Annotated in this window: 16 protein-coding genes; 8 read left to right on the top strand and 8 right to left on the bottom strand. The window is 58.5% G+C overall.

Annotated features, from left to right (window positions below; genetic code table 11):
• Positions 1-83 precede the first annotated feature (83 nt).
• On the bottom strand, positions 84-2,135 hold the full coding sequence (locus tag PPUTUW4_RS22185; RefSeq protein WP_015096663.1) for a bifunctional diguanylate cyclase/phosphodiesterase: 2,052 nt from the start codon (positions 2,133-2,135) through the stop codon (positions 84-86).
• A 1,193-nt stretch (positions 2,136-3,328) separates the two neighbouring features.
• Here PPUTUW4_RS22185 and PPUTUW4_RS22175 point away from each other — a divergent pair.
• Positions 3,329-3,592 (top strand): DUF6124 family protein, encoded by a 264-nt coding sequence (locus PPUTUW4_RS22175; protein WP_041474947.1) that lies wholly within the window; start codon positions 3,329-3,331, stop codon positions 3,590-3,592.
• Positions 3,593-3,775: 183 nt separating this feature from the next.
• Here the strand turns inward: PPUTUW4_RS22175 and PPUTUW4_RS22170 are convergent, their stop codons facing one another.
• From PPUTUW4_RS22170 to PPUTUW4_RS22160, 3 genes are all read right to left on the bottom strand, one after another.
• Positions 3,776-4,372, bottom strand: coding sequence for a Fe-Mn family superoxide dismutase (locus PPUTUW4_RS22170; protein WP_008022038.1), 597 nt, complete (start codon positions 4,370-4,372; stop codon positions 3,776-3,778).
• Between the two features lie 164 nt (positions 4,373-4,536).
• Positions 4,537-5,139: a LysE/ArgO family amino acid transporter gene (locus tag PPUTUW4_RS22165; protein WP_015096661.1), complete on the bottom strand. Its 603-nt coding sequence runs from the start codon at positions 5,137-5,139 to the stop codon at positions 4,537-4,539.
• 6 nt (positions 5,140-5,145) lie between these two features.
• Positions 5,146-5,547, bottom strand: coding sequence for an ACT domain-containing protein (locus PPUTUW4_RS22160; RefSeq protein WP_015096660.1), 402 nt, complete (start codon positions 5,545-5,547; stop codon positions 5,146-5,148).
• 96 nt (positions 5,548-5,643) lie between these two features.
• Here PPUTUW4_RS22160 and PPUTUW4_RS22155 point away from each other — a divergent pair, with 96 nt between their 5' ends.
• From PPUTUW4_RS22155 to PPUTUW4_RS22140, 4 genes are all read left to right on the top strand, one after another.
• Complete coding sequence (locus PPUTUW4_RS22155) at positions 5,644-6,537, top strand: LysR family transcriptional regulator ArgP (protein ID WP_015096659.1); 894 nt, start codon at positions 5,644-5,646, stop codon at positions 6,535-6,537.
• 54 nt (positions 6,538-6,591) lie between these two features.
• Positions 6,592-7,584 carry an NAD(P)-dependent oxidoreductase gene (locus PPUTUW4_RS22150; RefSeq protein ID WP_015096658.1) on the top strand — a complete coding sequence of 331 codons (993 nt, stop codon included), beginning with the start codon at positions 6,592-6,594 and terminating at the stop codon, positions 7,582-7,584.
• A gap of 116 nt (positions 7,585-7,700) precedes the next feature.
• A complete protein-coding gene (locus tag PPUTUW4_RS22145) occupies positions 7,701-8,573 on the top strand; it encodes a hypothetical protein (protein WP_015096657.1) in 873 nt (290 codons plus the stop codon).
• Positions 8,574-8,850: 277 nt separating this feature from the next.
• Positions 8,851-9,699, top strand: coding sequence for a cache domain-containing protein (locus PPUTUW4_RS22140; protein ID WP_015096656.1), 849 nt, complete (start codon positions 8,851-8,853; stop codon positions 9,697-9,699).
• A 134-nt stretch (positions 9,700-9,833) separates the two neighbouring features.
• Here the strand turns inward: PPUTUW4_RS22140 and PPUTUW4_RS22135 are convergent, their stop codons facing one another.
• Both PPUTUW4_RS22135 and pobA read right to left on the bottom strand, forming a co-directional pair.
• Positions 9,834-11,351 carry an MDR family MFS transporter gene (locus PPUTUW4_RS22135; RefSeq protein WP_015096655.1) on the bottom strand — a complete coding sequence of 506 codons (1,518 nt, stop codon included), beginning with the start codon at positions 11,349-11,351 and terminating at the stop codon, positions 9,834-9,836.
• 78 nt (positions 11,352-11,429) lie between these two features.
• Positions 11,430-12,614, bottom strand: a complete 1,185-nt coding sequence (gene pobA, locus PPUTUW4_RS22130; RefSeq protein WP_177325123.1) for a 4-hydroxybenzoate 3-monooxygenase — start codon at positions 12,612-12,614, stop codon at positions 11,430-11,432.
• Positions 12,615-12,805: 191 nt separating this feature from the next.
• On the opposite strand from pobA, the gene PPUTUW4_RS22125 reads away from it, so the two are divergent.
• The gene (locus PPUTUW4_RS22125; protein ID WP_015096653.1) at positions 12,806-13,702 is read left to right on the top strand and encodes a helix-turn-helix domain-containing protein; all 897 of its coding nucleotides are present in this window, start codon (positions 12,806-12,808) and stop codon (positions 13,700-13,702) included.
• A gap of 9 nt (positions 13,703-13,711) precedes the next feature.
• Here the strand turns inward: PPUTUW4_RS22125 and PPUTUW4_RS30080 are convergent, their stop codons facing one another.
• The gene (locus PPUTUW4_RS30080) at positions 13,712-13,888 is read right to left on the bottom strand and encodes a hypothetical protein (RefSeq protein ID WP_007978514.1); all 177 of its coding nucleotides are present in this window, start codon (positions 13,886-13,888) and stop codon (positions 13,712-13,714) included.
• A 205-nt stretch (positions 13,889-14,093) separates the two neighbouring features.
• Positions 14,094-14,999: a LysR family transcriptional regulator gene (locus PPUTUW4_RS22120; RefSeq protein ID WP_015096651.1), complete on the bottom strand. Its 906-nt coding sequence runs from the start codon at positions 14,997-14,999 to the stop codon at positions 14,094-14,096.
• Between the two features lie 226 nt (positions 15,000-15,225).
• Here PPUTUW4_RS22120 and PPUTUW4_RS22115 point away from each other — a divergent pair, with 226 nt between their 5' ends.
• Positions 15,226-16,104: an MBL fold metallo-hydrolase gene (locus PPUTUW4_RS22115; protein WP_015096650.1), complete on the top strand. Its 879-nt coding sequence runs from the start codon at positions 15,226-15,228 to the stop codon at positions 16,102-16,104.
• Positions 16,105-16,521: 417 nt separating this feature from the next.
• A complete protein-coding gene (locus PPUTUW4_RS22110) occupies positions 16,522-17,751 on the top strand; it encodes an alpha-xenorhabdolysin family binary toxin subunit A (protein WP_015096649.1) in 1,230 nt (409 codons plus the stop codon).
• The last annotated feature ends 24 nt before the right edge of the window (positions 17,752-17,775 follow it).

Genomic DNA, 17,775 nt, shown 5'->3' with positions numbered 1-17,775 from the left:
GGACGTCAACGATAACGCTGGGAACCTGATACCCCGCGGTGTTCTCAAGTCCATCGCGAGCAAGCTCGCTCCTACAGGGGGGGTTACAAAATAGCGGCGTTGCTGCGCTGGGCCTGTTTCAAATAGAGGCCAAGTTCCCGCGCCGGCAATGGCTTGCTGTAGTGATAACCCTGACCTTCGTGGCAGCCTTCGGAAATGATGTAGGCCTCTTGTTCGGCGGTTTCCACACCTTCGGCAATCACCTGCATGCCCAGACTCTTGCCCAGCTGGATGATGGCGCGAACGATGGTCGCATCATCGTCGTCATCGAGCAGGTCCTGAACGAAGCTCTTGTCGATCTTGATCTTGTCCAGCGGCAGGCTCTTGAGATAGCTCAAGGATGAATAGCCGGTTCCAAAGTCATCGATGGCGATCAGCGCACCGGAGCGGCGCAGGCTGAGCAGATGCTGGGCTGCGGTGCTGATGTCTTCCATCAGGCCGGTTTCGGTGACTTCCAGTTCCAGGCTGCGTGGCGGCAGGCGGTACATTTGCAGCAGATTGTTGACCACCCGTGGCAGTTCGGCGTGGTGCAATTGAACCGTGGACAGGTTGACCGCCATGCGCAGGTCACTGAAGCCCTGGTCATGCCACTCGCGTAATTGTTTGCAGGCCTGGTCCAGCACCCATTCGCCGATGGCGATGATGGTGCCGTTCTGCTCGGCCAGCGGGATGAACAGGTCCGGTGGCACCATGCCGTGTTCGGGGTGCTGCCAGCGAATCAGGGCTTCGACGCCCACCACGCGGTTGTCGCGGTAACTGATCTGCGGCTGGTAGACGAGGTAGAACTGATTGCGGATCAGGGCATCGCGCAGGTCTTTTTCCAGCTCGCGGCGGCGGCGCATTTCGGTGTCGACGCTGGCGATATAGAACTGATAGCGGTTGCGCGAGCGGGTCTTGGCCAGCGTCATGGTCTGCTCGGCCTTTTGCAGCAATTTCTCGGTGCTGTCACCGTCCTCGGGGAACAGGGTGATGCCGATGGTGGCACGCAGGCGAATCTCCTGATGGTCGAGGGCAAACGCCGCTTCGAGATCATCGAGAATGCTTTGTGCCAGCTCGGCGGCCTCGTAGGGTTGTTCGATATCGGCCTGGACCAGGGCGAACTGGTCGCCACCGAGGCGGGCGAGGGCACCCAGGCGACCGCTATGGCCACGCAGGCGATCGGCCAGGGCCAGCAGCAACTGGTCGCCGGTCTGGTAGCTGAACTGCTCGTTGATGCCCTTGAAATCGTCGAGGCCGACACACAACACCGCGACCCGGCGCTGCAATCTGCCGGCGTCGATGAGGATCTTGTCCAGTTGCTGCTGCAATTGCTGCCGGTTCGGCAGTCCCGTCAGGAAATCGTACTGGGACATGCGCAACAGGCTGTTTTCCGCCTCGTGGCGCAGATGGGTGTTGCGTTCGATGGACTCGAGCAACTGGTTGGCGGTGTTGATCCAGATGCCCAGTTCGTTTTTCTCGTGGCCCTTGAGCAGCGGAATCTTGTGTTCGCTGGGACGATCCGGATTGATTTCCGTGAGGTGCTCGATGATCCGCGACAGTGGCTTGGTCAGCAGCCAATGATAGACCAGATACAGCACCAGCCCCATGGCGAGCGCGCGCAGTACGCCGGAAATGAAGATGATCACCGAGCTGACAATGAACCCTTGGCCGTAGGTGGCGGTATCGAGGGTGATGCTCAGGTCGCCGTAATACTCGCTGTAAGGCCCGCGACCGACCAGCTGGGTGGTGAAGGTGCGTTCCTTGCCGAGAATCAGGTCAGTCAGCCAGCGGCTGTGGGAGTGCTGCAATTCGCGGTTTTTTTGCGCGAGCATGGCTTCGTTGGGATGGCCGATGGAGGCCTTGCGCACGGCGGCATCCTGAAACAGACCTTCGATCACCTGCATGCCCATTTCCCGGTCCAGGCTGTAGACGGCCTGGGTCGAGGGGTCGCGAAACATGTCGAGGATGCGTTCGGCATCGCTGGCGACGGCCTGGCGTGTTTTATAGGCATCGAACACGATCTGCGCGCAGCTCAAGACCACGCCTACGATCAATGCCGACAGGAGCACGACCCGGAGCAACTTCACCGACAAGCTGTTCTTGAGTTCCAGCTTCAAAGGGTTATTCCTTGTTCCGTGCGGGTAGCATCAAGTTGCCATGAGTATTGGCAATCCCGTGATGGCAGTCAAAGGGACAATCATCCTTGGGGGATTTTGCCTGCAGCTTGGCTGATTTGCAGTTGTCTTGACGAGTTAGCCTATTAGCACTGTGTCGGTTGTCGAGTCCTTCAACTTGAGGGGCGGGGTGGAGATATTTTCCTTTTGTTTGATGTTAGCCGTCTGTGGCGGTGGGGCAAGGGGCTCGAGGCTTGTTTCATCGTTGGAAAATGCCTTGAATTCTGTGGGGTGGTTTGGGGTTTTGACGGAGTACATATCCATTTCTTTGGTAACGGCGACTTACGGTTCCGCTCTTACAGCGGGTCACTTTTGGGAACGCCCCAAAAGTAACCAAAAGGTCTCGCCCCTTACGTACGGCCCCTCGCTGAGGCTCGGGTTTCCTTCGCTCCGGCATTCATCCGGGGGCATTGCCCTCCGGTCGGCTTCGCTTCGACCTACATGCAATGAGTTCGACTGCGTCGAACGGCGCTGCGCGCCCATCCCCGGATGAACACCTGCGCTCAGCCTGCCGATGGGGCGGGTGGATCAAGATCAAGAGCTGCAGGCGAGCTAACGCTCGGCCTGATGAGTGGTGAAGAGCCTCTGTGTACGCCGCTCTGCCTTTGCTCTTCTGTGGGAGCGGGCTTGCTCGCGAAGGCGGCCTGACAGCCGACCTGTATCTGGCGGATGTACTTTGACCCTGTGGGAGCTGGCTTGCCAGCGATGACGGCCTGTCAACCGACCAATCTCCCACGCCTCCAAGCTGATCAATCCCAGACGCCCGCGTGGGAGTGATGCCAGGGACGCTCCGCGTTACGTTTCTGCGAGATGGCGCGGTGTAGGAAAGCGCCAGAACTTTCCCACGCAGTTTTCAGGTTGTCCGTCGGAAGCGGGCTGAATAACCTTTGGTGATCGCTGAAATGCTTCAGCGATCGGGTGTGAGAACCCGCAAGAGAGTGTTAATCCAGCGCCAGTACCACCATAATTGCCGCCAGCTTATCCGCTGCCAGCAATGCTTTATGGCGGCTGTGTGCGGGCAGACCTCGGTCTGGCCGGATTGCTCTCTTGCCGGTTTCTCACTCCGCACATAGCTGCCACCTCTTCGCCCGCGTGAGAAACGGCGAGAGATGGCTCCAATCGATAAGGAGCATATTTTGGATAAGTTAATCCCCGATCCCCCCAGCAGCACCAAACCCTACAGCCCCCACACCATGTTCATGATCGTTCCCGACATGGACACTGAAACCCTTCTTGCCCACGCCTGTGAATCACTGGCTTCCGCCAATGTCCTGGCGAGTGATTTCGCCACCTACCTGAATGGCCCCCAGCGCAACACAGCGTTGGCCATTTCGCAGATTGTCATGTTGGCGGAGCTGGCGGTGAGTCGCGCGCTGGATAACCTCGATCCGCAGGGATAGGTATTCATTCAGGTTGACCGCGTCATCGTTCTTCGCGAGCAAGCCCGCTCCCACACTGGATCGGGTCGTATACAGATCAAATGTGGGAGCGAGCCTGCTCGCGAAGGGGCCCTGCCGAACGCTGAAAATCCCGGGCAATAAAAAACCCGGCTGATAAGCCGGGTTTCTTGACTGGCGTCGAACTTAAGCGGTGAAGGTTTTGCCTTCGAACTGCTCAGCCACGAATTTCCAGTTGACCAGGTTCCAGAACGCTTCGACGTACTTCGGACGCAGGTTGCGGTAGTCGATGTAGTAAGCGTGTTCCCAGACGTCGCAGGTCAGCAGCGGGGTGTCGCCGTTGGTCAGCGGGTTGCCGGCGCCGATGGTGCTGGCCAGGGCCAGGGAACCGTCAGCCTTCTTCACCAGCCAGCCCCAGCCGGAACCGAAGGTGCCGATGGAAGTCTTGCTGAACTCTTCCTTGAACTTGTCGAACGAACCGAAAGCTGCGTTGATGGCCTCAGCCAGTGCGCCGGTTGGTTGACCGCCGGCGTTTGGCGCCAGGCAGTTCCAGTAGAAAGTGTGGTTCCAGACCTGTGCGGCGTTGTTGAAGATACCGCCCGAGGAAGTCTTGACGATTTCTTCCAGGGTCTTGCCTTCGAACTCGGTGCCTGGCACCAGGTTGTTCAGGTTCACGACGTAGGTGTTGTGGTGCTTGTCGTGGTGGAATTCCAGAGTTTCCTTGGAAATGTGCGGCTGCAGGGCATCGTGTGCGTACGGCAGCGGCGGCAATTCGAAAGCCATGATGATTCTCCTAATCAGGTCAGTTGCGGTGAGCGCAAGGCCGATCACGGGCGGCCAGACAAGCGCCGGGGAGTTTGTACTCTTTGCGGCGCAGGGAGACGGATCATAGCACCGGGGGGGCGGCATAACCACGCAACAACTGTGTGGAATAGAGGTTCCGCCAATCAGATGGCCGCGATCAACTGCAGCGCTACGGCAAACATCATCACCGCCACCAACAGATCGAGAATTCGCCAGGTACCGGGGCGGGCGAGCCAGGGTGCCAGCCAGGCCGCGCCCAGCGCCAGGGTGAAGAACCACAGCAGCGAGGCACTGGCCGCGCCGACTACATAAGCGCCAGGCTCGGTTTGTTGTGCGCCCAGGGAGCCGATCAGCAAAACGGTGTCCAGGTAGACGTGCGGGTTGAGCAAGGTCACCGCCAGCGCGCTGAGCATGACCGCCCGCAGCGAGCGTACGGTCTGACCCTCGCCCTGCTCAAGGCTCTGTTTCGAAAAGGCCCGGCGCAGTGCCTGGGTGCCATACCACAACAGAAACGCTGCACCGCCCCAGCGGGCGATGGCCAGCAATGTCGGGTTCTGTGCCAATACCGTCGCCAGGCCGAACACTCCGGCCGCCACCAGCAGGGCGTCGCAGGCCACGCAGAGTGCCGCGACCGGCAGGTGATGTTCACGCCGCAGGCTTTGCGCGAGGACAAACGCATTCTGGGTGCCGATCGCCATGATCAGGCCAAAGGCCACCAACAGGCCGTTCATATAACTTTGCCACATGATTTTTTACTCCGCGTTGGCTGCCAGATCCCGCAGCACCTGCAGGGCACGGTCGGCGTCGGCCTGGCCGACAAACAAATGGTCGTGGTAGTAGCCGGCAATCACGTTGCAACTGATGCCGGCCTTGCCCAATGCCGTGGCGAATGCGGCGGTCAGGCCAACCGCTTCGAGTGCCGAATGCACGTTCAAGGTGATCCAGGCGGCGATGTAGTCGAAGCGCAGCCCGGCTTTTTCGGCGTGGGAGCGTTCGAGAATCACGGTCAGGCCTTCCTGCTCGCGGAAGCTGCCGACAATCTCCAGGCCCGCAGGCAACTGGCCGTCGCGCAGGGTGCAGAACACGTATTCGCCGGCATTGAGTTGTGGGCTCATGCTGCGCAGCAACGTTGCCAATGAAGTTTCGCCAGCCATGTGGGTGATCCTTGTTCAAGAGTTCTTGCTGGTCATTGTCCCTGCGAAGGCTGTATAAGAAAAACCAATCTTGCTGATCGCTCATTAGGAAAACTGATGTTCGACTATAAATTGCTTTCTGCCTTGGCCGCCGTGGTCGAACAGGCCGGTTTTGAACGGGCGGCCCAGGTGCTGGGCCTTTCGCAGTCGGCGATATCCCAACGCATCAAGCTGCTGGAAGCGCGGGTTGGCCAGCCGGTACTGGTGCGGGCCACACCGCCAACGCCAACGGAAATCGGTCGGCGGTTGCTCAACCACGTGCAGCAGGTGCGCTTGCTTGAACGGGATTTGCAAAGCCTGGTGCCGGCACTGGATGAAGATGGCCTGCCCGAACGCCTGCGGATCGCCCTGAACGCCGACAGCCTGGCCACCTGGTGGGCGCAGGCGGTGGGGGAGTTTTGCGCGCAACAGCATCTGTTGATGGATCTGGTGGTCGAAGACCAGACCGTCGGCCTCAAGCGCATGCGTGCCGGCGAGGTGGCAGCCTGTGTCTGCGCCAGCGAGCGTCCGGTGGCAGGCGCGCGCAGCGTACTGCTGGGGGCCATGCGTTACCGCGCGCTGGCCAGCCCGGCCTTTATTGCCCGGCATTTTCCGCAAGGCGTACGCGCCGATCAGTTGGCCCGCACCCCGGCGCTGGTGTTTGGGCCGGACGATTTCCTGCAGCATCGGTATCTGGCGTCCCTCGGCGTCGAGGGTGGTTTCGAGCACCATTTATGCCCGTCGTCCGAAGGTTTCATTCGATTGACCGAAGCCGGTCTGGGCTGGGGCCTGGTTCCGGAACTGCAGGTACGCGAGCAACTTGAAAGGGGCGTGTTGCGGGAGTTATTGCCAGATAAGCCGATCGATGTGCCGCTGTACTGGCATCATTGGCGTAATGGCGGTCAGTTGCTGGGGCTGCTCACCGATCAATTGGTCAGCGCATCCAAGCAATGGCTGGTGCCCTTGGACTGACGCGCAGCGTCAAGACCTCACGTAATACGCAAAACGAAATATTCGGAGCAATTCATGAAGATTCTGGTTACCGGCGCAAGCGGCTTCATCGGCGGACGCTTTGCGCGTTTTGCCCTGGAGCAGGGCCTGGACGTGCGGGTCAACGGTCGCCGGGCCGAAAGTGTGGAGCATCTGGTTCGCCGCGGAGCCGAATTCATCCAGGGCGACTTGAGCGACCCGGAACTGGCGCGCGAACTGTGTTCGGACGTCGAGGCCGTGGTGCATTGCGCCGGTGCCGTCGGTTTATGGGGGCGTTATCAGGATTTCCATCAGGGCAACGTCCAGGTCACCGAGAACGTGGTCGAAGCCTGCCTGAAGCAACGGGTTCGGCGGCTGGTGCATTTGTCGTCGCCGTCGATCTATTTCGATGGTCGAGATCACCTGGGCCTGACCGAAGAGCAGGTGCCCAAGCGCTTCAAACACCCTTACGCCGCCACCAAGTACCTGGCCGAGCAAAAAGTCTTCGGCGCCCAGGAGTTCGGTCTTGAAACCCTGGCCCTGCGCCCGCGCTTCGTGACCGGGGCTGGCGACATGAGCATCTTCCCGCGCCTGCTGAACATGCAGCGCAAGGGACGCCTGGCAATCATCGGCAACGGTCTGAACAAAGTTGACTTCACCAGCGTGCAAAACCTCAACGAGGCGTTGCTCAGCAGTTTGCTGGCCAGCGGTTCCGCGCTGGGCAAGGCTTACAACATCAGCAACGGCACGCCGATTCCCTTGTGGGACGTGGTCAATTACGTCATGCGCAAAATGGACGTCCCACAGGTCACCCGCTACCGTTCCTACGGCCTGGGCTACAGCGTGGCTGCGCTCAACGAGGGCGTGTGCAAGATGTGGCCGGGGCGTCCCGAACCGACGCTGTCGCGCCTGGGCATGCAAGTCATGAACAAAAATTTCACCCTGGACATCAGCCGCGCCCGGCATTATCTGGATTACGATCCCAAGGTCAGCCTCTGGACGGCGCTCGATGAATTCTGTGGCTGGTGGAAGGCGCAGGATATTCGCTGAGGCTCGAACAGCGCGCCATTTCTGAACCGGATACGGGCTTGGGGGTCAATGGTTGCGGCTGTGGGGTTTATACTGCGCGGCATAAAGCCATTATGTGATTCACAAAGGTTGATTCGATGTCCATGCGAAACGATGCCAACGACGACTTCGACGATGTACCGAGCCTGCGTGCAGACGTTCTCGATGACGACTTTCCGCCCACTGCTCGCACGGTCGTACATTCGCGCACGGCGCCGGTGGTGAAGGTCAAGGCGGCGAGTACCGGTCCCCTGTGGGCGTTGGTCGGGGCGTTGTTCTTTGCGTTCGCGGGCCTGGCCTGGTGGAGCTTTCAGCAGATCTCCCTGATGGAACAGCAACTGGTGGCGACCCAGGAAAGTTTCGCGCGGATCAGCGAAGAAGCGGCAGGGCGCCTGCAGGACATTTCCGGAAAGGTTGTGGCCAGCCAGACCAGTGTCACCACCGACAGCGAGGCCTTGAAGCTGCAAATCCGCCAGCTGGAAGGCAAGCTCCAGGACCAGAGCACCCAACAGCAAGGTGTGGCCGGCCAGGCCTCGGACCTGGACAAGCGACTGGCGCAAATGACCGCGCAAACCACTGAAGTGGACAAGCGCCTTGCACTGCTGACTGCCCAGAACACTGAGCATCAGGCGGTCAATACGCAGTTGCAGGCCGAGGTCAAAGCCTTGAGTGCTGAAGTGGCCGCCCTGAAGAGTGCCCCATCCGACTCTGAAAAATTCGATGCACAGTTGAAAAGCCTGGGTGCCGATATCGTCGCCCTGAAGAAGCAAGGCAACCCGAGCGCTGCCATCGAGCGTCTCGAGCAAGATATCGTCGTGCTCAAGAGCGTGCAGGACAACCGTCCAGCCGCCGCACCGGGCGCGACCAATACCGCGGAGTTCGATGCCTTCCGCAGCCAGGTCACCCGCAACATCAATACCCTTCAGGCGCAGATCCAGAACCTGCAACAGCAGTTGCGCGCCCGGCAGTAATACCAGCTCTTGTGGCGAGGGGGCTTGCTGTGGCGAGGGGGCTTGCCCCCGCTGGGTGGCGAAGCCGCCCCAAATCCATTCGCCGCGGTTTGCCAGATAAATTCCGGCACCTGTTTTACGACTGCTGCGCAGCCGAACGGGGCGGTGCGGCGATCCGACAAGCCCCCTCGCCACAAAAGCCCATCGCACCACAGCATTCCGTGTTTTCCTGAATATCCATGCCTCCCCCCATTGCCGTCTACGCTCTTGAAACACCATCAGGAACGAGGGATACGCAATGGGGTTTCTGCATAAGTCCGCCTTGTTATGCGGCATGTTTTTACTGTGCCTGGGCCAGGCACAAGCTGCCGGGACGGAAAAGGACGACAGCCAGGCGGCCATCGCCCTGCTGGAAAAAGCCTTGGCCTACTACCACGAGAACGGTGACAAGGCCTTTGCGGCGTTCAGTCGCCAGGGCGAGTTTGTCGACAAGGACCGTTACGTCTTTGTGCTCGACACCAAGGGCGTGATGCTTGCCAGCGGCGGACCGTCGTCGGCGTTGATTGGCCGGGACGTATCGCAGGTGCTTGGGCCGGACTTGCAGAAAACCTTCAAGGACGCCCTGAAGGTACCGGAGGGCAATGGCATTCAGCAGGCGGAGTATCGCTGGCAGAACTGGAACGACGGCAAGGTCGAGCGCAAGCATGTCTACTACCAGCGCGTCGGCCAGCGGATTCTGGCGGTCGGTTATTACCTGCCCCGGGCTTCCGCTGAACAGGCCATGGCCTTGCTGAATAAAGCGGCAACCGATCTGGCCAGGGACGAAAAGGGCACCCTGACGGCGATCAATTCCCTCAAGGGCGGCTACCTGCAGGATGACCTGTATGTGTTTGTCGTCGACCTGAACACCCGGCGTTATGTGGCCCACGGCACCAACCTGCGGCTGATCAATACCGATTTCAGCAAGATCGAAGACCCGGAAGGCAAGCCGGTGGGCGAGCCGATTCTGGCATTGATGGCCAAACAGGATTACGGCGAATACGAATACCGCTGGAAAAACCCGGTGACCGGCAAGGTCGAGAACAAGCATGCCTACCTGAAGAAGGTCGGGCATTTTCTGGTGGCTGTGGGGTATTACAGCCCTTGAATCCTTGTGACAGTTAGATTGCTATCGCGAGCAGGCTCGCTCCCACATTGGATCTCCAGTGATTGCAGAGTTTGTGTACGCCAGAGATCACTGTGGGAGCGAGCCTGCTCGCGAATACAGGCAACGCGGTCTACCTATCGAACCTTGTCCTCGCGCCCGCGCAACAACATGTTCGGCATGGCAATCGCCGCCGCCAGCCCCAGCAACGACACCACCGCACTGACCGTCAGCAAGTGCCGGAACGTCAGCAGCAATTCAGCACGCAAGGCGTTCTGCGCCTCACCTGGTGCGGCGTTCAACCCGTCGAGCAACACATTCCCCGAACTGCCTTCGGCAATCAGCGACGAGCCGGCCAGGTGCGCGAAGCTTGAATCCTGCAACAAAGCCAGCAGCAGCGCCGACATCAACGCCACACCCACGGCACCGCCCAGCGAACGGAACAGGTTGGTGGTGCTGGTGGCGACGCCTATGTCTCGCTGGTCCACCGAGTTCTGCGTGCCGACCAATGACGTAGGGAACTGCATGCCCGAGGCAATCCCGCACAGCAGCATGAACAAGCTGCTCACGACGAAGGCCTGCGGTGGGCTGAACGCCATGCCGGTAATCGCGATGGGCATCAGCGCGGCGCCGGTGAGGATCATCGGTTTGTAGCGCCCGGTCACCGAGGTGCGGCGGCCGGCGAAGTACGCGCCAATCGGCAAGCCCATGGCCAGCGGCAGCAGATGCAGGGCGGCGCTGTCGGCCCCGGCGCCGGTGACGCTCTGGAAGCGCAGCGGCATTAACACGATCAGCGAGATGGCCTGGAAACTGGTGAAGAAAATCGTGCACCAGCACAGGATCGCATGGCGGTTGGCGAACAGATGCATGGGCAGCAACGGCTCCCGTGCCCGCCGCTCATGCACCACGAACAGCCCAAGTACCAGTACCGCACAAGCGAGCAGCGCCAGCACCTCGGCACTGCGCCAGGAATGACCCTGACCGACCTGCGTGATGCCCAGCAACAATGCCGTCAGCCCGATGATCATCAACACGGTGCCCAGGTAATCGATGACCGGTTTGCGTTGCGGAACCGGCAGGCCCACCAGCGTGCGATGGGCCACCAGCCAGGCGCCCAGGCCCAGCGGCAGATTGATCAGGAACACCCAGCGCCAGGACAGGTATTCGGTCATGTATCCGCCAAGCACCGGGCCGGCCACGCTGGCCACCGCGTACATGCTGCTGAAATAACCCTGATAACGACCGCGTTCCCGTGGCGGCACGATGTCGCCGATGATCGCCTGGCTCACCGAAATCATCCCGCCGGCGCCAATGCCCTGGAAGATCCGCGCCAGAACCAGTTGCTCCATGCTCTGGGCCATGCCGCAGAATACCGACGCCAGGGTGAACAGGCCCATGCCGAACAGCATCAACTTGCGCCGCCCGTACAGGTCGCCCAGTTTGCCGTAGATCGGCACCGCCACGGTCATGGCCACCATGTAGCCGGAAATCACCCAGGCCAGCAGGCTGACGTCCTTGAACTGTGCGGAGATGGCCGGCATCGACACGGCGACGATGGTCTGGTCCAGCGCCCCGAGAAAGATCGCCAGCATCAGCGCGATCAGCACGCTGCGAATGGCGGGTTTGGGCGTTTCAGGCTGATGGAGGTTGGTCACGGGAAAACCTGCGGGCATTGATTGACCCGCACGAGGCAAGGCGAGCGGGGATGCTCGCCAGTGTAAGTCGATAGCAGGCTATTCGATAGCCTCATAAGGAAGCCCGACATAGTTTTCCGCAATGGTTTTTCGACCCGCCTCGGAACCGATGAAATACTCCAGTTCCGATTCGGCAATGCGCTGGCTAAAGGCATCGTGGTCCTCGAAACGGTGCAGCATCGAGGTCATCCACCAGGAAAACCGCTCGGCCTTCCACACCCGGCGCAGGCAGATTTGCGAGTATTTCTCCAGCAGATCAACGCGGTTTTCACGGTAAACCTTGAGCAGGATATTGAACAGCGTACTCACATCGCTGGCTGCCAGGTTCAGGCCCTTGGCGCCGGTGGGCGGAACGATGTGCGCGGCATCGCCGACCAGGAACATCCGCCCGTATTGCATCGGTTCGACCACGAAGCTGCGCAGCGGCGCGATGCTTTTTTCGATGGACGGGCCGGTCACCAGTTTGTCTGCCAACGCTTGTGGCAACCGCATCTTGAGTTCATCCCAGAAGCGTTGATCCGACCAGTTATCGACATGATCGCTGGTGGGTACTTGAAGGTAGTAACGGGTGCGTGTCGGCGAGCGCATGCTGCACAGGGCAAAACCGCGCTCATGGCGGGCGTAGACCAGTTCGTCGTGGACCGGTGGGGTATCGGCCAGGATCCCTAGCCAGCCGAAAGGGTAGATCCGTTCGAAGACTTTCAGGCTGTCGGCGGGAATCGATTGCCGCGCCACGCCATGGAAGCCGTCGCAACCGGCGATGTAGTCGCAATCGAGTCGCCAGGTCTCACCATCTTTCTCAAAAGTGACAAAGGCTTCATCGGTTTTCATTCCGTGGGGAACGACGTTGGCTGCCTGGTAAATCGTTTGCGCGCCGGCCTCCCGACGGGCGGCCATCAGGTCGCGGGTGACCTCGGTCTGGCCGTAGATCATCACGGTTTTGCCACCCGTGAGGGCGTGCAGATCGATGTGCACCTGGCGCCCGTCGAGGGCCAGTTCGAAGCCGCCATGCACCAGCCCCTCGGCGTCCATGCGCTGACTCACGCCGGCCTGGCGCAACAGCTCTACCATGCCTTGTTCAAGCACGCCGGCGCGGATTCTGCCCAGTACATAGTCCGGGGTCTGACGTTCGAGAATGAGGGTGTCGATACCGGCGTTGTGCAGCAATTGGCCGAGCAACAAGCCTGAAGGGCCGGCACCAATGATGGCGACCTGGGTTTTCAGCGTTTTCATTGTTTTTATGACTCGCAAGCTTCACGCGACCAGGGTCGGTGAATGATTTTTATGGATCGAGTGCTTGCATTTTTCCCTTGCGGGTCTGTCAATTGAAGGTGAAAACTGAGCCGATAGCTGTACATTCTGCCAATCGGTGCGATTATCGCCCGCCATCAAACTCCGAGGCCTGGATTGAAGTGATGAACAAGCCTGACCTGCCTTCGATTCCGGTGTTCAAGCTCTACGGTGAAAGCCTGGATTGGCCGACCCCGGACTTGCTGCACTGTGAAACCATTTCCAAACGCAGCCGCGAACATCATTGGGAAATCAAACCCCACCGCCACGCTGATTTATGCCAACTGCTCTTCGTATTCAAAGGTCAGGCAGAGCTTGAAATCGAAGGCCAGCGTACACAACTGCTGGAACCGGCGATCCAGATCCTGCCACCGCTGTCGGTGCATGGCTTTCGCTTTTCCGAGGACGTGGAAGGGTTTGTCGTGACCCTGGCTGCGCCGCTGATCGCCCACCTGCAGATGCAGTTGGGGCAATCGGTCAATGCCCTGGCCCAGGCCGAAAGTTACCCGGCAGGCAAGGACGCCGAGTACCTCAACAGCCTGTTCAGTGCCTTGCAGAGCGAATACAACAGTCATCAACCGGCGCGGGAAATGCTCATGCATTCGCTGGTCAGCGTGATCGTGGTGTGGGTCAGCCGTCAGGTGATCCAGCGTCGCACCGCCATGGCGCGACCGCAGCGGGCCCGGGAATACCTCAACGGCTTTATTCAACTGGTGGAAGAGACCTATCGCCAGCACGTCAAGGTCGAGGATCTGGCGCACCGGCTGGGGATTTCCGTATCGCACCTCAACGGCACCTGCCGTGAGCTGGCGGGGCAACCGGCGTTGCAGATCATGCACGAACGGCAATTGCTGGAGGCCAAGCGCTTGCTGACCTACACCAGCATGACCATTTATGAAATGTCCGACGTGTTGGGGTTTTCCGATCCGACCAACTTCACGCGCCTGTTCCGGCGTCGTGTGGGGATTTCGCCCAAGGCCTTCCGCGACCGCTTGAAGGCCGATCAGGACAACGAAGCCTGACCCCCTTCGTTACCGGAGGGCGTTGAGGGTGGCGTTATGGGGGATGCAGCGCTCGAAGTTGCAGCTCGCGGCTTCACGGGGCAGGTTGCGCAGTTGCTCTACGCGCCAGGCGGCAGCGCCATACAGCCCGAGCGTGACCGCGCAGGTGATGAAGATCGCGAGGTATCTTCTTGTTCTGATGTTCATGGCGTTGACCTCTGAACGAATACCTTTCGGTACTACATTGAGCATAGGTCAGCGCTGGTGGGTTGCCAGCAATCGCACGGTATTCAGAACACTGATGCCCCCTGTGGGAGCGGGCTTGCCCGCGAAAGCGGTACTTCATGCGCAAAGTTTGCGTCGGATGTACCGACCTCTTCGCGAGCAAGCCCGCTCCCACATTTTGATCGGGTTACAGGCCGATATCCCACGCCGGTTCTTCCGGAAATCTGAGTACCAGAAAATCCAGCAAGCTGCGCAGCGCCACCGGCATGTGCTTGCGTGAGGCATACACCGCATACACGTTCATTTGCCGGGGTTCGGCCGCCGGCAGCAGGCGAATCAATTCGCCGCTGTGAATGTGCACGCCGGCCTGGTAGGTGGGCAGCATCGCCACCCCGCCGCCGGCGATCGTTGCGCGCAACAGCGTGCTGGCTTCGTTGGCGCTGATGTTGCCCTGCACCGGTACTGAAACCTGCTCGCCGTCCTGCTCGAAATGCCAGAGGCTTTTGCCGAAGTAGGAATGGGTCAGGCAGTTGTGCAGGCTCAGGTCCTCGACCCGTTGCGGTGCCGGGTGTTCGCGCAAGTAGGCAGGGGAAGCGCAGATCACCGAGCGGCAAACCGTCAGGCGGCGGGCGATCAGGTTCGGGTCCAGATCGTTGCTGGTGCGGATCGCCAGGTCGATGCGCTCATCCACCAGGTTAACGGTGCGGTCGAGCATCTGCATGTCGACGCTGACGCCGGGGTAACGTTTGACGTAAGCGGCCATGGCATCGGCCAGTTGCGCCTGGCCGAACGAGGTGCTGACGCTGATCCGCAGCAGGCCGCGCGGTGCGTCGTCCGGTTCGCTGACGGCGGCTTGCATGTCGCTGGACAAGTCGAGCATCTGCCGGCAGCGGGGCAGGATCTCGTTGCCGGCGGCGGTCAGGCTCAACTTGCGTGTGGTGCGATGCATCAGGCGCGCGCCAACCCAATCTTCCAGTTCCGCCAGATACCGCGACACCACCGGCCGTGACAGCTCCAGGTGATCGGCGGCGGCCGATTGGCTGCCGAGGTCGACCACCGTGACGAACACACGCATTGCTTGAAGACGATCCATGATTTGCCCGCTTTCAGAAACAAACTATGTTCAAACATCGCATTTTTTGTACCGAGTCAGGCAACTAAGCTCTGTTCCCCTGTAGGAGCGAGCTTGCTCGCGATGGACCCCCAGGCGCCGCGTTTAACCGGCAAGTACGCGTCATCGTTTACGACCATCGCGAGCAAGCTCGCTCCTACAAAAAAGGGCATTCGCCAAGCACCGCATTCGGACAACGGAGCAACAAATGATCGGTTTCACCACCCTCAAGCGCGTTTTACTGGCCAGTGCCGCCCTCGGCTTCGCCGCCCATGCAGCCGCCTCGACCCTGACGCTGGATGTCTACAACCCCGGCGAAAAAGCCATTTTCCCGGTGACCTCGGTGCTGGTCAGCGGCGAAAAGGAAGCGATTCTGGTGGATGCCCAATTCGGCAAATCCCAGGCCGAGCAGGTGGTGGAAAAAATCCGCGCCAGCGGCAAGCAATTGACCACCATCTACATCAGTCACGGCGACCCGGACTACTACTTCGGTCTCGACACCCTGACGGCCGCGTTTCCCAAGGCCAAGGTCCTGGCCTCGCAGCCGACTGTTGATCACATCAAGCAAACCGTCGACGGCAAACTGGCCTTCTGGGGGCCGAAAATGGGCGCCGATGTGCCGACCAAAACCATCGTGCCGGACGTGCTCAAGGGCGACAGCCTGATCCTCGAAGGGCAGAAGTTGCAGGTGCTTGGACTTGAGGGGGCGCAGCCGGATCGCAGCTTTGTGTGGATTCCGTCGATCAAGGCGGTCGTCGGTGGTGTTGTGGTGGCGCAAAACATCCACGTGTGGATGGCCGACACACAAACGCCGCAGTCCCATGCCGATTGGCTGGCTACGCTGCATTCCATTGAAACCCTGAAACCGCAGGTCGTGGTTCCGGGTCATTACCTCGGCGAGAGCGATCGCTCACTGGCAGCCGTGCAGTTCACCGCCAATTACATCAAGGCCTTCGACGAAGAAACTGCCAAGGCCAGGGATTCTGCTGAACTGATTGCGGCAATGAAAAAACGCTTCCCGGCACTGGGCGATGAAAGCTCCCTGGAGCTGAGCGCCAAAGTCGCCAAGGGCGAGATGAAGTGGTAAGTCGTTAATTGTTTCCACGCAGGTGGGAATAGACTTGTACAAACACCTCGAATGTTCGGGGTGTTTGTGTAGGAAACATAAAATTCAATAGTAGCTCGAAGCTCAGATCATTCTTCCCGTCGACAATTAAATGTGCTTCGTGTTTTTTGTTGTGTGGGCGTTTTTTGAGCGTCTTGAGAATTCGAATAAATGATAAAAAGTTGCATGTGTATTGGTGGGATATATAAATATCTCTGATGTGATTAGCTTTGAGGTTATTTTTGTTTGAGTGTTTTTAATCGGTGGAGATAAGTCCTACGTAGTTTGGTGTGGACGGATGATAGTAGGTCGGTTGTTGGGGGCGTATTGTTTTATGGTCATGAGCTCTATTCGTTGCTTTGTGATGTGTATGAATATTAACTCAATCGTGGAGAATATATGGAAAATGATCTGGAGGCGGCTGCCAAGGAGTTGGAGGCCACGGGGGAACAGGTTCTTTCACAGTTGGAAGGTGTTAATAGCATAGTTGATGCTGCCAGATTTGTACCTGTGCAATACTTTGAAAAAAAGGCGGAAAATATTGATGATGAAACATTTATTGTCAAAAAAAATCATGTGGTAATGATTAAGCGTTATGTTCGTGCCGGGCTTTCGTTGCCAGTCAATATCGGCGAAATTGAAAATCATCTTGGGTACAAAAACGCGGGTCACCCGCTGCTTGAACCGACAAGCATGCAGCAGTTCTATCAGGAAATTCATTCGCATGCTTTATCTTGGGCAACCTTGGAGCGAGAGACTAAAAACATCGGAAACAGACTGGACTTGTTTGCCAGAAATTTTTTTGAAAGCGGATCGGCGATCATCAATCTCTTGAAGGCATCCGAAACATACAGGCGCGTGGAAGGCAATATAGATTCACTGAGTGAGGATGAAAAAAAACAACTAGCGTCAATTCCACTGAGTAGTACCGAAACAAAGCGTGTTGAAAGTCTTCAAAAGGCCCTTAAGTTCGCAAAAAAAGATGTTGCGGAATTTTACCTTGCGGTTGCTGGTGTCAATGCTTTGGCTATTGAGTTTTCTCGCAAGATATCGGACGAGTTATTGATCAAGCTTGCACTAAAAATGAACGCTGTCGATGAGGCGAATATCGACAAACATGAAGCTGTTGATGAGCTTCGTAAACAAATAAAGGAGCTTGATGAGACAATTGCTGAAAAGCAAGCGGAGTATGATGATCAGGTAGGGTATGCCTTTACTGGTTTGGTATTCGGTCCACTGGGTCTGATAGTGACAGGCGGTATATTCGGCGCCGAAGCTGAAAAAACCAGAGCGCAGAAAAATGAATTGCTAGAGCAAAAGAATCGATTGGTTGTTCAGATGTCGGCTGCTCGCCTGTCTCAAAGTTTAATAACGCTGACGACAAATTTTTCCGAGATGCACGCATTAATGAAAGATGCTGAAAATGGTATCAAATGCATTGAGGATGTACTCGGTATTATCTGGAATAGTCTGGGTGTGTCTTTGGAAGGGTTCGAAGACGGCGCGAGTGAGATGGATTTGATTTTGTTGGTGCTGAACCTTCAGGCGATTTTTAATCCGTGGAAAACTATTCAAGGGCATGCTCACGCGCTGTCCACGGTTTTCAATCAGGTTGTTGAGGGTAAGTAAATACTATGGTTCAAGGAGGAACTC

The sequence above is a fragment of the Pseudomonas sp. UW4 genome (genome assembly GCF_000316175.1).
In the GTDB taxonomy this organism is placed as follows: Bacteria; Pseudomonadota; Gammaproteobacteria; order Pseudomonadales; family Pseudomonadaceae; genus Aquipseudomonas; species Aquipseudomonas laurylsulfatiphila.
Note: the sequence above shows the minus strand (reverse complement) of the source record. Positions and strands in the feature narration are given on the sequence as shown.

Coding starts and splice junctions, on each gene's coding strand:
- PPUTUW4_RS22170 (WP_008022038.1), bottom strand. CDS start 4,372: ATGGCTTTCGAATTGCCGCCGCTGCCGTACGCACACGATGCCCTGCAG.
- PPUTUW4_RS22165 (WP_015096661.1), bottom strand. CDS start 5,139: ATGTGGCAAAGTTATATGAACGGCCTGTTGGTGGCCTTTGGCCTGATC.
- PPUTUW4_RS22160 (WP_015096660.1), bottom strand. CDS start 5,547: ATGGCTGGCGAAACTTCATTGGCAACGTTGCTGCGCAGCATGAGCCCA.
- PPUTUW4_RS22155 (WP_015096659.1), top strand. CDS start 5,644: ATGTTCGACTATAAATTGCTTTCTGCCTTGGCCGCCGTGGTCGAACAG.
- PPUTUW4_RS22150 (WP_015096658.1), top strand. CDS start 6,592: ATGAAGATTCTGGTTACCGGCGCAAGCGGCTTCATCGGCGGACGCTTT.
- PPUTUW4_RS22145 (WP_015096657.1), top strand. CDS start 7,701: ATGTCCATGCGAAACGATGCCAACGACGACTTCGACGATGTACCGAGC.
- PPUTUW4_RS22140 (WP_015096656.1), top strand. CDS start 8,851: ATGGGGTTTCTGCATAAGTCCGCCTTGTTATGCGGCATGTTTTTACTG.
- PPUTUW4_RS22125 (WP_015096653.1), top strand. CDS start 12,806: ATGAACAAGCCTGACCTGCCTTCGATTCCGGTGTTCAAGCTCTACGGT.
- PPUTUW4_RS30080 (WP_007978514.1), bottom strand. CDS start 13,888: ATGAACATCAGAACAAGAAGATACCTCGCGATCTTCATCACCTGCGCG.
- PPUTUW4_RS22120 (WP_015096651.1), bottom strand. CDS start 14,999: ATGGATCGTCTTCAAGCAATGCGTGTGTTCGTCACGGTGGTCGACCTC.
- PPUTUW4_RS22115 (WP_015096650.1), top strand. CDS start 15,226: ATGATCGGTTTCACCACCCTCAAGCGCGTTTTACTGGCCAGTGCCGCC.
- PPUTUW4_RS22110 (WP_015096649.1), top strand. CDS start 16,522: ATGGAAAATGATCTGGAGGCGGCTGCCAAGGAGTTGGAGGCCACGGGG.